The following is a 13037-nucleotide window of genomic DNA, read 5'->3' as shown; positions in this document are numbered from 1 at the left end:
CTACACGGAGCAATTTAACTCGCCAGCTTTTTGGGTAAAGCGGGTGTTTTCGCGATAGTCCACTGGACAATCTATGACTGCTGGGACATCTTGTGCCAGAGCTTCTTTGAGGATGGGAACTAAATCAGTAGCGGATTCGACTCGATACCCTTTTAAACCCATGCTTTCTGCGTACTTAACAAAGTCGGGGTTGGTAAAATGTACGAAGGCTGATTTGCCTTTGCCAAAGTAATTTTCTTGCTTCCACTCAACTAAGCCATAGCCACCATCATTGAATATGAGGGTGACAAACGGAGTACCGATGCGCAAAGCAGTTTCTAATTCTTGGCTGTTCATTAAGAAACCGCCGTCGCCAGTTGCAGCTACAACTTTGCGATTAGGATAAACAAGTTTTGCAGCTAAAGCACCAGGAATGGCAATACCCATTGCAGCAAAGCCGTTGGAAATTAAGCAAGTGTTGGGACTATGGCAATGATAATGGCGAGCGATCCACATTTTATGTGCGCCAACGTCAGATATAACTATATCGTCTGGCCCCATAACTTGCCGTAAGTCATAAATTAACTTTTGTGGCTTAATGGGAAATCCGTCATCTTTAGCGTATTGTTCGTAGTCGGCACGAATATTGGCTCGTAAGCTGATAGCATAGGGAGCGGGCTTATCATGGCGATCTGCTAATTTTAAGATTTCAAAGAGGGAGTCAGAAATATCGCCTACAACTTCAACGTTGGGGATATAACTGCTATCAATCTCCGCTGGATTTGCTGCAATATGAACAATTGGAATATTACCGTTTGGATTCCATTTTTTAGGTGAAAACTCAATCAGATCATAGCCAATAGCAATTACTAAATCTGTATTGTCAAAGCCACAGTTAACGAAATCTCGTTGTTGTAACCCGACTGACCACAAAGCTAAAGGATGAGTATAGGGGATAACGCCCTTGCCCATGAATGTATTGACAACAGGAATATTCATTTGGGTGGCAAATTGCGTTACAGCATCACTGGCTTGAGCGCGAATCGCACCATTTCCTACTAAGATAATGGGATTAGCTGCTTGAGAAATTGCGGCTGTTGCTGCTCTAATACTGTGAAAAGAGGCAAAAGTTCTGTCTACGTTATTTTTAGCCAAAGGTTTGCCTTCTACTAGCATTGCAGCAATGTTTTCTGGCAAATCAATGTGAACTGCGCCGGGTTTTTCGGTTTGTGCTAGCTTAAATGCTTTGCGCACAACTTCTGGTGTGATACTTGGTCGAACAATTTGCTTGTTCCATTTTGTCACAGGTGCAAACATCGCCACCAAATCTAAATATTGGTGGGACTCGTTGTGCATTCTATCTGTTCCTACTTGTCCAGTAATCGCTACTAGAGGCGCACCGTCTAGGTTTGCGTCTGCTACCCCAGTCATTAAGTTTGTTGCACCAGGACCAAGAGTAGAAAGACAAACTCCTGCTTTTCCTGTTAGGCGTCCATAAACGTCCGCCATGAACGCTGCACCTTGTTCGTGACGTGTGGTAATAAATTGAATGGAAGAATTTTTTAATGCTTCCAAAACGTGCAGGTTCTCTTCCCCAGGAAGTCCAAAAACATATTGCACTCCTTCATTTTCCAAACACTGGACTAGTAGTTCTGCCGTATTCATTTAATTTTTTCTCACTCCTGAAAAAAATTGTAGATGCATAAATTTAGGTGTTAGGGGTTGATCGTTATGCTAAGGAATAGCAAATAACCGATCCCAATCACTTTACCCACACTGTTTTAACATTGACAAACTCTTGTATGCCTTGGATACTCAATTCTCTTCCATAACCAGAACGCTTGATCCCACCAAAGGGCAATCGAGGATCGGATTTGACCATACCATTGATGAATACTGCACCTGCTTCGATCTCTGAAATCAAGCGATCGCGTTCTTGCTCATTGTTTGTCCAAGCACTAGCACCTAAGCCAAACGGTGTGGAATTTGCAACTTTAATAGCTACATCAATATCCGGAACCCGAAACAACAAAGCTACGGGACCAAAAAATTCTTCTTGTTCTGCGGAACTACCTGGGGGAATTTTAGTAATAATTGTCGGCGGGTAGAAATTACCTGGACGATCTGATAAAGGATATCCACCTGTTAGGACTTTTGCTCCTTCCTTGACACAAGTTTGCACTTGCTGATCTAATTCCTTAAGAAGATCCGGAGTTGCTAATGGTCCTAAATCGGTGTCTGGGTGCATGGGATCGCCAACTTTTAGGGCTTCAAATTTTTCTAGTAGTAGCTGTTCAAACTTATCTGCGATCGCCTCGACTACAATGAAACGTTTCGCAGCAATACAAGATTGCCCGCTATTTAACATTCTTGCTGTAGTTGCCGTTACAGCTGCCGCTTCTAGATCTGCACTTGCTAACACGATGAACGGATCGCTTCCTCCCAATTCTAGGAGGGTTTTTTTAATTTGTTTCCCTGCTGCGGCTGCTAAACTTGCCCCGGCTGGTTCGCTTCCTGTCAAGGTTGCAGCTTTTACACGGTCATCTGCTATCAAATCAGCAACTTTAGCAGCACCAATTAAGAGTGTTTGAAACACACCTGTTGGAAACCCTGCTCTTTGTACAATTTCTTCTATTGCCAGCGCACATTGTGGCACGTTAGAAGCGTGTTTAAGCAATCCCACATTTCCCGCCATAAGTGCCGGTGCAACAAAGCGAAACACCTGCCAGAAGGGGAAATTCCACGGCATAACTGCGAGAATCACTCCCAATGGTTGGTATTTTACAAAACTCTGGCTTGCATCTGTTTTTACTGGCACATCAGCAAGAAAATTCTCCGCATTTTCCGCGTAGTAACGACACACAGCAGCACATTTTTCTGCTTCTGCGATCGCTGCTTTTAAAGGCTTACCCATTTCTAGGGTCATTAGCTCAGCAAATTTAACTTTTTCTTTGTCTAAAATGTCAGCACACGATAGCATCCACCGCGATCGCAATTCAAAACTAGTCTTACGATATTCTTCAAACGCCTTTTGTGCCACATCTAGTTTTGCGGCAATTTCTGCATCTTTAAGTGGCTCAAAAGTTTTGACCAACTCCCCAGTTGCAGGATTAATGGTAGCAATAGCCATTCCCTGACCTCCTGTTACAAAATAGCTTGTGGTAGCTCTAGCTTTACCAAATTTTTATGAAGAAGAATTCAGGAGTCAGGAGCCAGGAGTCAGAATGAAGTTTTTGGTTAAAATCTCGTTGTAGACGAGATAGGGGTTGAAACTTTTGCTAAAACACTATCCTTGTATGGGTGGTGTATTCTGACTTCTGTATTCTGACTCCTGACTCCTTTTTATTGTGCACAACACCAAAAAAGTTTTAGGCTTTCAACGAACATTTGATGTCTAAATGTTAAAGATTCGCAATTAAAAAAGATACAAAATATACCAATTTTTGCGTGATTACATTTAGTTTTTTCATGAGTTAGTGCCGTTGAATTTGCACTGATAGATTCTAACAACATGATTTGCTTACGCCAATATTTAAAATAAAAATTAAAAAATAAATAACTTTTTTCACAATTGCTAGAGAACAGCGAAACCAGCCCTCATCGAGGCGGGGGCTGGTGTAAAGAGGAAGGAGAAATGACAGCGTATCCCAATTTCTGTATCGAATGTGGCATAATACTGCGTTTCCAGTAGAAAATTGACAAAACTACTGGTTTCCCGTATAGTACAAATAACCTAAATAACTTTAAATGGAATAATAACAAGGCAATTGGCAAAAGCATGGTGCCAGAAAGGCACAAAAACGTCAGCACCCTGACCTAAAGATACAGGGCTTCGTGCCTTAATCTTTAGGGATAGCTGACCCGCCTAAGTACCGCAACGTACTACGTTAAAGGGAAGCGTTTAAGCTCCTACCTACAGATGCGCAGCCAGTTTGTAGCCCTAGAACTAAGTGGTTAAACAGATTTATCAGGTTAAGTCAGTGCTGCTTGGAAAGTACCGCCCTTTAACTTTGGCAAGGCTAACATCACCCCATCCATGGGAGGCTCCTAGGAGCAAAACCGTTATGCGTACAGGGTGAACGATTCGAGGTAGTAACTGTCCTACCGAAAGTACAATCACATTGGTACACCGAATCTATTAACCCCAAGGCGGTAATGGTAATCAAAAAAATATAAAGCCGTCCGTCATGACGGGGTTTCTACCCAATAATTTTGATGAACGAAACGATCATTACTGCGAGAATGAATAAAGATGGAACGGCGGTTGAGGTATTGGCTGACGGTAGTGAAAGACCATTTCCTAAACAGCCTATGCGTCACATGACAGAAGAGGAAATTCTCGCTGCGGCTCAAAGTGACCCTGACGCGCAGCCGCTTACTGATGCAGATTTAGCCCGTATGAAGCGGGTTCCCCGTGTAAAAATTATCCGCCGCGCATTGGGATTGACACAGGAAGAATTTGCGGCGCGTTACCATATTCCGATTGGAACTCTGCGGGACTGGGAACAAGGACGCAGTGAACCAGACCAAACAGCAAAAGCTTACCTGAAGGTTATTGCTGCCAATCCCGAAGCTATATATCAAGCACTACAATTCAGCCCACGTTGAGAGTCTTCATTCTCAAGCATAGAGCATCGGAAGAAAGTTACCCATGCCCCATGCCCCATGCCCCATGCCCCATGCCCCATGCCCCATGCCCCATGCCCTATTGCATATTCGTCTGATAAATCCTGACCAATCGATTAATCCCTTTAAAACGATAGTCCCCCATTTGCGTAAAGCAAGAAGGTTCTGAAAGCATGTGATAAGTAACTTCACTGACGACACATTCACCGGGAGGACAGACTGCTTCCATACGAGCAGCCAGATTAATAGTTGCACCTAAAGCTGTATACTCAACCCTTTGAGAACTGCCAACATCCCCAACAACCGCCTTACCGCTATTAATCGCAATCCGCAGTTGCAGTGGTTCTCGCCAAAAATGTCTAGTATTAAGACGTTCCAAACGAGTTAACATTCCCATAGCGGTGGCGACAGCACGATCTGCATGATCTGATTGTGGTTCCGGTGCTCCAAAAAACGCCATAATACAGTCGCCAATATACTTGTCTAAAGTACCACCCCAGGCGAACACTTCTTGCAACATCTCTTCAAATAAGATGTTGAGTAATTTTGCGATTTGGGTTGGCTTTAATCGTTCCGAAATCTCGGTAAAACCCACTAGATCAGCAAATAAAATACTAATTTCACTTTCTTGAGGCGGTAAACGACCATTTGGCAATGCGCCCAAAGTGATTAACTGCTGTACAACTGCTGGCGAATGGTAGCGTTCTAGTCTTTGGCGAATGATCTCTTGACTTCTCAGTTTCTCCGCTAATAGCCAACGTTGCACACTAGAAGCCACAAGGTTTGCTAAAGCGGAAAAAAAGCTGAGTTCTTCCTCTCCTTCTTTAGCCCAGTGGGATGAAGAAAGATGAGCATCAGCATAAAGAACACCAACAACTTTATTTTCATCCCATAAAGGCACTGCCATTGCACTACGAATGCCTTTTATTAAAATACTGTGTTCCCCAGCAAACCTCTCATCTTTTTGCGCATCAGCTGTTTGAATGGCGATTTTTTGTTCAAATACCTTTTGACAAATACTATGGCTAATCCATCTGTCATCAGCCAATAGATTTTCTTGTTGAGAAATATTTCTTGTAGCAGCGTTCATTAATAGAAGTTTGCCAGAATCAGTCACATCAATTAACAACGCTAAGCGATCGATACTTTTAAGATAACGAAAAACAACTTCCTGCACTTGCGAAAAAATCGCCTCTATTGAGGCTGCTGCTGACAGATTTCTGGCTATATCTACCAAATCTTTAAGGCGGGCGATAGTTTTTTCCTTGTTATTGAGATCGCCATCGTCACTGGAAGCTTGTATCCATTGCTCTTGTAATTGTTTAACGTTATGAACAATTGTTCTTTCTTGAGAAATAGTCTCTTGCTTTGGGACTAAAGAATCCCAGGAATGGCTCATCACCACTATTAGGGTTACATCCCCTAGCATAATAATGTCACCGTGATGTAATTCTTGGGGTGAACTAACAAGGTGATCGTTAAGCTGTGTACCGTTTTTGCTCCCTAAATCTTCAATAGTCCATACACCAGTAGCCGTTTTTGTTAACCGAGCATGATGACGAGAAACTCCTCCAGAAGGTAAGTATAAATCGCATTGCGGTAACCGCCCGATTACAAATACATTCTGATGCACTGTCACCGTTGTTTCAATATTTCCCTCTTGTAGGCGCAGTTTCAGTTCAGTCATGACCGTATTAGATCTATCATGAAAGGAAAAATTACCAGCATCGCAAAATCAGGAGATTTGCTAAGGTTATACCTTTCACTACTTTCTTTATGAAGAAGAATTCAGGAGCCAGGAGTCAGGAGTCAGAATGATAAATACTGGTTAAAACCGTGTCTAGTCGTTACCGAGATAGGGGTTAAAACTTTTCGTAAAACACCATCCCTTTATGGGTGGTGTATTCTGACTCCAGAATTGCTGACTCCTGACTCCTATTTATGACACTCTTAATTGTATTCTGGCAAATAAGTATAAAAAAATACGATTATAAATATTGGCACAGCTAGGAAGTGGGGGGTAATTCCAAAGAAATTGCACCCAAAAGTCCCTTACGATAATCTGTTAAAAGTTGCCGCGCAGTTCTTTCTACATCACCTTTATGACGATGCTCTGCTAGGGCGTGTAAATATGCTTCTCCTGTCATTGTTATAGAGTCAAGTTGATATCGGGTCAGTAAGGGTTGATGTGGTACTAGATTAGTAGCCGTAGTTTGCAGATCGTTGATCACATCTACTAATGCGGCTGCTACCAACTGATTGTCGTAAGATGCTTCCCCGATATCGTCGCAAATTGCTAGTTTCAAAGCTGCTTGTTGGTCTTCCAGTCTAGCAGGAATAACACCAGGCGCATCTAGCAGTTCTAAATGTTCAGAAATTCGTACCCAGCGTAGTTGGCGAGTCACCCCAGGACGAGCGGCACTTTCTACAACTCGTCGTCCTAATAAACGGTTGATCAAAGCTGATTTACCAACATTGGGAAAGCCAATAACCACAGCACGGACTGGACGGGGTAACATTCCCCGTTCGCGTCTTTTTTTATTAATTTCTACCCCAGCTGCTTGGGCGGATGAAGCAACTGCAGCTACTCCTTGACCTTGCTGAGCATTGGTAAAATAGGGTGTTTCACCTTGACGCTTGAACCAATCGACCCAGAGCGATCGCACTTGAGGCAAAATCATATCTTGGCGGTTCAGCACCAACACCCGTGTTTTATTCGCCACCCATTCATCTGCTTTGGGATGGCGTGTTGTTATGGGTATACGGGTATCTCGTACCTCCAGCACGACATCTACCCGCTTAAGCTGTTCTTTTAATGCTTTTTCTGCTTTCGCAATATGACCTGGATACCATTGGATTATATTTAACTTATAATTTTCAGTTAGAGACATTTGTTTAGTTTTTCGTTGTTGGTTGTTAATTGTAACAAGTGAACTACCTACGCTGACCTGAGTACAGGTTGAGCGTAGGCTTCTGACACCTTGGACAAGGCTATCAGAACTTCCTTCGAGGTACTAGCTTTCGCAGCAGTAATTACTACTTTCCCTTTCCGGCTTTTTATTGTGGGGAACAGTCCCAGCCCCACACGCTTTATGTTGATTGAGGCGTTAATATCCCTATCAACATAAAGCAATTCTTGAGGGTCAAAATAAGTCCTGATTGAACAATCGGTGAACACAAGTTCATCCCGATAGCACAATAGTTGCGAAGTGTAAGCAGGATTTACCTTTACTACAGCTGCTCCAGCTTTTGAGGCTATGTAGCCCAACGTAGTAAAGAATTGACCGAAACCAGCATCCAACCAAGACTTATTTAATCCTGATTTGGCGCTTTGCCCATTTGAAAGAAACTTTCCTAACTCGTCCTTTTTGGCTTTATTTCGCTTGGTAAGACCGCGTAAATTTAAGTCTTCGTGAAAGAAAACCTTCTTGCCAGTACGCACCAATTTATGAGCAGTTTTGTAAGCATGATCTTTGCGGGAACGTGCAATACTTTGATGTTCTCGCGCTTCCCTTTTTGCTAGCCTCCGACGGTTAGCGCTCCCTTTTTTCTTGGTTGCTTTGCGTTTAGAAACTTTGGCTAATCGCGATTGAGACTTGCGGAATGATTTAAGCGAGGGCAGTTTTTCGCCCTCTGACGTCGCAAGGTAGTCATCCTCATGCAGTACTGCATCCATCCCGATTGAGTTGTCCCAAGTAGGGGTGATTTCGTCAGGGTTGAACACTGGTACTGTTGGATCTTCGAGACAAATAGTTGTGTACCAACCATCTGCTTTACGGGTTAAAAGGATATTTTTAAGCGTAAAACCATCGGGCAAGGGTCGGTGTAGCCTTACTTTCAACCATCCCTTGAGTTTTGAAATTGACAGGAATAACCAGTCAAATTCTACTCGTTCAATGGTTACGGCTTGACCCTCAATCTTCATCGTGCGGAAACTAGCTGTGTTTTTGAATCTCGGTTTTCCGCTTTTCTTCCCGTTACCGTCACCAACAATGAACCTATCAAACGCTTTTTTAACTCTATCCGAGACATCTTGCAGCGTTTGAGATGGTACAGATTTGTAATCCAGTAACTCGCCGGAGTGACCAACTTTGATTAAGTCTTTTTTGAATTCTGGTAGTAGCTTTTTCTGGCTGTAATAATCTGGATTGTCTCTCAGAGTTGGAGGGGTGACAGTGCAAGAGATTAAGCAGAATTCACCTTGAGGAAGAATTACATAATTCCTGTTTAGTTCCCACCAATTAAACCTATCTCCTAGCTGCCAGTTGTACCAGTACCGGCAAATTCTTAACCATTCGTTAAGTTCTAGTTTTTGATTGGTGTCTGGGTAAGCTCTGTATTGGTAATTTAGCAGCGTAGGAATCACCTCTAGGTTTTTGTTAACTGAATTTATGATAGCATAAACGAGGAGATAATGAGGATATTTTATGAAAGATGATTATTTAAGAATAAGGATGAGTAAACGTAGAATGGATAAGTTACGTTTATACGCTCAAATGAAAGATACTACTATGACTCATGTTGTTGAAGATTGGATTGATGGATTACCCGTACCAGAGCTTGGCGATTCGTCAGCCACCCCGCTCCCTGGTTGAGCGTTGGTGAGACAGCGCTGCAGCCGGGTTTACCGGCGTAGGCGACTTTGGTCGTTCAGTTCTTCCTCACCGCCCCAAAATTCATCTCACACTGATCCGGAGTACCGGATTCAGATGTGAGGCTTCTTTTGGTGTTAGCTAAAAATTCATCCCTGTGTGTCGGGATCAGCAAAATATGGTGTGTAGCATATAAGTAATTTAAGACAACAAAATTACTTACTTATGCTGCTGTATTTTTTTATCTGTATTGTATAGATTAAACCGAACCTCTACTATCAGTAGATTCGTGCAATATTATGCGATTATTATCGGGATCGTATGCATAAATTTCCCTACCGTGAGAAGCAACAATAATTTCCCCAACAGGAGGATTGCCTAAAGTGGTAAGGTGTGCGATCGCGCTTTCTAAGTCATTAATTTCTAAACAGAGACTTATTTTACTGTTAGCTGAAGTTTGAAATTCTGACAGGTGAGTTGGTTTTGGTTTAAAAATACTCAATTTCATACCAGGAAGTTGAAACTCAGCATAAGTATTCGGGATAAAGTGTTCTGGTTGTTTTTGCAAAAACTGTGTATAGAAACACACCATTTTTTCAATATCGAGGGTTGCAATAGTAATGAGTGCATCAGTATATTGAAAAACCATAGAGAAGGAGTCAGGAATCAGTACTGTCTTATATTACTGGAACGTTTTTCATCATGGAGACAAAGAAAAATTTTCCCTAAAAGCCCTGACTTTATTCTGGCTCCTGAATTCAGAATTCCGACTCCTTTTCAATTACCAACGGAAGACGTTTTTACCGAAACCTAATTAATAAACTGATGCTTGGGCACAATTAGATCCAGCTTTTTCTTATACCAATTTTCTGTGAAGCTGCACATTATTTCTACCCCTCCTAACCTCCCCTTGCCAAGAGGAGGTGCTGCTATACGGTGGGGTTATTTCTATGCGTCTTCATATAAAAATGGTATTACCACGGTTTACGGATGAGTGCTTCGGGAAAATCTCCCACCAATAGCATGGCTGAAAACATTACAGAAATCCGCACAACAGAGAAAAACCAATTTGCTCTGGAGATGGATCACATGGCGGATTGCGTAATTCATAATAAACAGCCACACACCCCAGGGGAAGAAGGTTTGCAAGTGATCCCTGCCATCTATGAAGCAGCACGGACTGGTAAAACCATTACGCTTCCTCGAGTATCTGGGCTTGATGTTACACGTGGTCCAGCACCCAGAAACTTGTAGCAGGGAGCTCTTAGCAGGGGAGCTCTTAGCAGGGGAGCAGGGGTTTTGGAAGGACAATTAGACTTTTTTGAGTCCCCAAAGGGGGAACAGGAAACTTTTAACAATTTCTTTCTTCCATATATGTGATGGGATTAAGGCATCATCAACTCATATTACTATTCAGACCGGTTGGTCTGATTTTTTTTATTAAAGTATTTGCAAATTTATTTTAGTTAAGGAATGTCAACAAGCTAAAATTTTGATTAATTATCGCATTACTTAAAGCTCGAGAGTACGAGTGATGCATAAGGTTGGTTTCTGAAATGTTGTCCCTTTGTAATGTAGTTGACATTATCCTGTTTTGAAAGCTGGCTGTATACCGAGTTAGAGAATGTTAATTATGAGTTATCCAAACCTAAAACTATGGGCGTATTGCACAGCTAAGAGCAGCTTCATGATTCAGGGTAAATATCAGTTAATTAAACCTATGCGGGAAGGGAGTTTAAACCATCCTTATGAAGTTTATGAAGTAGAAGAGAACGGAACGCCTAAAGTCTTGAAGGTTCTGACTACAGAAGAGGAGCTACATTTAAAGCTGTTTAATCGAGAAGCTGAATTCTTAAAACGGTTGAAGCATCCGGTAGTTCCTCAACTTGAGGATAACTTTCCTCTAGATTTGTCATTCAATACTGGGATAAGGCGATTGCACTGCATAGTGATGGAAAAAATTGAAGGTTTAGACTTACAGCAGTGGTTATACGAAAATCATAGACTATCTGAGCAGCTAGCCTTGGACTGGCTACAACAGCTTTTAGAAATTTTGGCTTTACTCCATAAAAATAATCTTTTTCATCGTGATATCAAGCCCTCTAATATTATGCTCAGACCTAACGGGCAACTCGTGCTAATTGATTTTGGCACAGCGAGGGAAATTACACACACTTTCTTTAATAAATTACCGACAGAAGAAGTCACGCGAGTTTACTCGCAAGGATACACTTCCCCAGAACAAGAAAGGGGTCAAGCCGTTCCACAATCTGATTTTTTTGCATTAGGGCGTACCTTTATCTGTTTGCTCACAGGTAGACATCCTAATTACGAAGACTTCAAAACTGGCAAATTAAATTGGCGACTCTACGCTCCCCATGTTTCTGAGAGTTTTGCTAACTTGCTTGATGAGCTAGTAGCATATGATCATAACAAGCGTCCTCAAAATACACAAAAGATTTTTGAACGCTTGCAGGAAATTTGGGTTGAAACCAATGATGCTTTAAAGGCAATAGAGTCAGCGGTTCGTTTAAGTCTCTTAGATTTGCCTAAACCACTAAGATTTTTAGCTGAGCAATTTCTCAGACATCATCTCCAACAGTTAACAAAACAGAACCGGGTTCCGAAGATCGCTTTATTTGGTAGACAGGGAGTTGGTAAATCATCTCTGATTAACGCGATTCTGGGAAAAAATGCTGCTGATGTGGGGATTGGAGTTGAATCCACAACGCTACAGCAAGATACTTACCAACAAGCTGAATGGAGAGTAGAAGTCGCGGCATCGTCAACGCTATACCATGAAACATATCAACGGGCTGGATGGAGATTAGAAATTATAGATTCAAGGGGTATAGGCGATTCCCTGAATGATGCAGCGACTCAAACAGCAATTGATTACATTGTCAAGAACAAAGTAGACATTGTGTTATTTGTCATTCCAGCGACTAAAGCGTATGTGCCATTTGATATTAATTTTCTGCGAGAGCTAAAAGCTAGGCATTTTCAAGCACATAAAGTAGATTTACAAAGTATTTTGGTCATTAATAGAATTGACGAAATTCCCCCTCTAATATGGGATCCACCATATAATCTTAATTTGGATTTGCCGGTCCCTAACCAAAAACGAACTGCAAAAGAAGCCAAGGAAGCTAATATCCGAGCATGTGTTGCGGCAAGAGTCAATGATTATAACAAACTAATTTCCTCTTATGTTCCTGTTTGTGCATACCAAGATGAGTATGGTGGGAGCAGACTATATCAAATAGATATACTGACTCAAGAAATATATAAATATATTCCAGATGAAGCAGCAAAACAGGTTTTTGCAGGGGCTGCTGATGTTAGTCTTCTTAAAAAAGCTGTGGCTGAAAGATTTACATTAGCGGCTGCTTGGATTGCTTTCTTTGCTCGTCTTATTCCTATTTCTACTCTTGCTACAAGAATAGTTTTTACTACACAATTACGGCTAGTAAGTATGATTGCTCAAATTGCTGCAACAAATGAAGACAAAAGCAGGATAGCCGAAACTTTTTTAAATGAGTTAGGTGTACAGCCAACCAATACTAGCTCATTTTTGGCTAAAACACTTGCAATTGGGAAAGCAGCTATTTCGTACTTTATTGATGGTAAAACTACAATCGAGGCACATCAAGCTTTTACGCAGGAACAAGAGCGTCGTGAACCCGAATTTCAAGAGGCTGAAAAGAAAGGTTCGGAAACTGTAGTGGATATTCTCAGAGAATTAGAGGATGAACTGAATCAAATGTTGAATATTAATCATCCGAAGAATGAAGAAGATGACGATTTTGCAGGTTTGCCGCCTATGCTATAGGTGTTGTT

10 protein-coding genes are annotated in these 13037 nt (G+C 41.8%); 4 read left to right on the top strand and 6 right to left on the bottom strand.

From position 1 onward, the window contains the following. Complete coding sequence (locus G4P69_RS08760) at positions 1-1644, bottom strand: acetolactate synthase large subunit (protein WP_208344390.1); 1644 nt, start codon at positions 1642-1644, stop codon at positions 1-3. Positions 1645-1741: 97 nt separating this feature from the next. Further along, positions 1742-3109 (bottom strand): NAD-dependent succinate-semialdehyde dehydrogenase, encoded by a 1368-nt coding sequence (locus G4P69_RS08755; protein ID WP_208344391.1) that lies wholly within the window; start codon positions 3107-3109, stop codon positions 1742-1744. Positions 3110-4194: 1085 nt separating this feature from the next. Between G4P69_RS08755 and G4P69_RS08750 the strand changes: the two genes are divergently transcribed. Further along, positions 4195-4587, top strand: a complete 393-nt coding sequence (locus G4P69_RS08750; protein WP_243902591.1) for a helix-turn-helix domain-containing protein — start codon at positions 4195-4197, stop codon at positions 4585-4587. Between the two features lie 97 nt (positions 4588-4684). Here G4P69_RS08750 and G4P69_RS08745 read toward each other — a convergent pair whose 3' ends face one another. The 3 genes from G4P69_RS08745 to G4P69_RS08735 form a co-directional block, all read right to left on the bottom strand. Further along, a complete protein-coding gene (locus G4P69_RS08745) occupies positions 4685-6292 on the bottom strand; it encodes an adenylate/guanylate cyclase domain-containing protein (RefSeq protein ID WP_208344392.1) in 1608 nt (535 codons plus the stop codon). Positions 6293-6611: 319 nt separating this feature from the next. Beyond that, entirely contained in the window at positions 6612-7496 is an 885-nt protein-coding gene (ylqF, locus tag G4P69_RS08740) for a ribosome biogenesis GTPase YlqF (RefSeq protein WP_208344393.1), read from the bottom strand. Between the two features lie 47 nt (positions 7497-7543). Next, on the bottom strand, positions 7544-8971 hold the full coding sequence (locus G4P69_RS08735) for an RNA-guided endonuclease InsQ/TnpB family protein (RefSeq protein WP_310833930.1): 1428 nt from the start codon (positions 8969-8971) through the stop codon (positions 7544-7546). A gap of 88 nt (positions 8972-9059) precedes the next feature. Between G4P69_RS08735 and G4P69_RS08730 the strand changes: the two genes are divergently transcribed. Next, positions 9060-9200, top strand: a complete 141-nt coding sequence (locus tag G4P69_RS08730; protein ID WP_208344397.1) for a hypothetical protein — start codon at positions 9060-9062, stop codon at positions 9198-9200. 256 nt (positions 9201-9456) lie between these two features. Here the strand turns inward: G4P69_RS08730 and G4P69_RS08725 are convergent, their stop codons facing one another. Next, positions 9457-9846, bottom strand: a complete 390-nt coding sequence (locus tag G4P69_RS08725; RefSeq protein WP_208344386.1) for a VOC family protein — start codon at positions 9844-9846, stop codon at positions 9457-9459. A gap of 374 nt (positions 9847-10220) precedes the next feature. Between G4P69_RS08725 and G4P69_RS08720 the strand changes: the two genes are divergently transcribed. Continuing rightward, positions 10221-10451, top strand: a complete 231-nt coding sequence (locus G4P69_RS08720; RefSeq protein ID WP_243902590.1) for a hypothetical protein — start codon at positions 10221-10223, stop codon at positions 10449-10451. 379 nt (positions 10452-10830) lie between these two features. Continuing rightward, the gene (locus tag G4P69_RS08715) at positions 10831-13029 is read left to right on the top strand and encodes a protein kinase domain-containing protein (RefSeq protein WP_208344387.1); all 2199 of its coding nucleotides are present in this window, start codon (positions 10831-10833) and stop codon (positions 13027-13029) included. Positions 13030-13037 lie beyond the last annotated feature (8 nt).

It is taken from the genome of Aetokthonos hydrillicola CCALA 1050 (genome assembly GCF_017591665.1).
Lineage (GTDB): Bacteria > Cyanobacteriota > Cyanobacteriia > Cyanobacteriales > Nostocaceae > Aetokthonos > Aetokthonos hydrillicola.
This window is presented reverse-complemented; position numbering and strand designations above follow the sequence as displayed.

What these genes read in the sequence shown, in the direction of transcription:
- G4P69_RS08760 (WP_208344390.1), bottom strand. Translation starts at nt 1,644, where the DNA reads ATGAATACGGCAGAACTACTAGTCCAGTGTTTGGAAAATGAAGGAGTG.
- G4P69_RS08755 (WP_208344391.1), bottom strand. Translation starts at nt 3,109, where the DNA reads ATGGCTATTGCTACCATTAATCCTGCAACTGGGGAGTTGGTCAAAACT.
- G4P69_RS08750 (WP_243902591.1), top strand. Translation starts at nt 4,195, where the DNA reads ATGAACGAAACGATCATTACTGCGAGAATGAATAAAGATGGAACGGCG.
- G4P69_RS08745 (WP_208344392.1), bottom strand. Translation starts at nt 6,292, where the DNA reads ATGACTGAACTGAAACTGCGCCTACAAGAGGGAAATATTGAAACAACG.
- ylqF (WP_208344393.1), bottom strand. Translation starts at nt 7,496, where the DNA reads ATGTCTCTAACTGAAAATTATAAGTTAAATATAATCCAATGGTATCCA.
- G4P69_RS08730 (WP_208344397.1), top strand. Translation starts at nt 9,060, where the DNA reads ATGAGTAAACGTAGAATGGATAAGTTACGTTTATACGCTCAAATGAAA.
- G4P69_RS08725 (WP_208344386.1), bottom strand. Translation starts at nt 9,846, where the DNA reads ATGGTTTTTCAATATACTGATGCACTCATTACTATTGCAACCCTCGAT.
- G4P69_RS08720 (WP_243902590.1), top strand. Translation starts at nt 10,221, where the DNA reads ATGGCTGAAAACATTACAGAAATCCGCACAACAGAGAAAAACCAATTT.
- G4P69_RS08715 (WP_208344387.1), top strand. Translation starts at nt 10,831, where the DNA reads ATGAGTTATCCAAACCTAAAACTATGGGCGTATTGCACAGCTAAGAGC.